The following is a 768-nucleotide window of genomic DNA, read 5'->3' as shown; positions in this document are numbered from 1 at the left end:
AAGTGCCACTATGTCAGGTCAAGAAGTTTGGACGCAAATCAAACGAGGTCAAGTTGGCGAGCTAAGCTTGCCTGTATGGGAGCGATTTTACGCGCTCATAGCATAATAGTGTCCGAAATTCGACACGTTTACGCCTTACATAAACTTTGCGACAGAACCAAATTAAAGCTGCTTTCCCCGGAAAGCAGCGATGAACCATAAAAAACCGCAAATATCACCTTAATTAGATGATGTATATGATGTTTGCGGCTATATCATATTACGTTCCAATGTATTAGCGAGCGCTTACTCGCGAATTACACTCTAAAACTAGTAGGACTGAATTCACTCTGGGATTGAGTCTCTGAACTCGCTTCTACGGCCAAAGCAGTATTTGCTGATTCAACGCCAGTTAAACGATCACATGCTTGGCTTAACAGCTCCAATTGTCGATATAAACTTTGCCCATAGGCATTAAGCAGTGGTTGTCTATTCCAAAGAATCACATTGCCAGAGGTTTCATCAATGGCAACCTCTGGCTTTTGTAGCTCTTGGCTAAACATATTATTGTTGAGCAAGAGTGACACATCAAAATCTGTTACTGCACCTAGGCTTGAAAACATTAATAGGCTATCGGCAGGATGCTCTGTTAAATGGCAAATCATCTCACCGACTTGTAGAGAGATGACCTCTTCAACTTCATTAGGCTGATCCAAACCTAATGCTTTATATAACTCGTTAATCGCTAATGTATATGCTTGACTCATCGCTTTATTCCAGTGGTAAATT

Annotated in this window: 1 protein-coding gene and 1 pseudogene; one reads left to right on the top strand and one right to left on the bottom strand. The window is 41.1% G+C overall.

Annotation, left to right across the window (positions count from 1 at the left end; genetic code table 11):
* Positions 1-106, top strand: a pseudogene (locus CTN07_RS23430) (IS6 family transposase); the annotation flags it as partial.
* Positions 107-296: 190 nt separating this feature from the next.
* Here the strand turns inward: CTN07_RS23430 and CTN07_RS22520 are convergent.
* A partial coding sequence (locus CTN07_RS22520; protein ID WP_107183777.1) for a CesT family type III secretion system chaperone occupies positions 297-768 on the bottom strand: 472 nt, incomplete at its 5' end.

Origin of the sequence: Photobacterium damselae, assembly GCF_003026815.1 — a bacterium.
In the GTDB taxonomy this organism is placed as follows: domain Bacteria; phylum Pseudomonadota; class Gammaproteobacteria; order Enterobacterales; family Vibrionaceae; genus Photobacterium; species Photobacterium damselae.
Note: the sequence above shows the minus strand (reverse complement) of the source record. Positions and strands in the feature narration are given on the sequence as shown.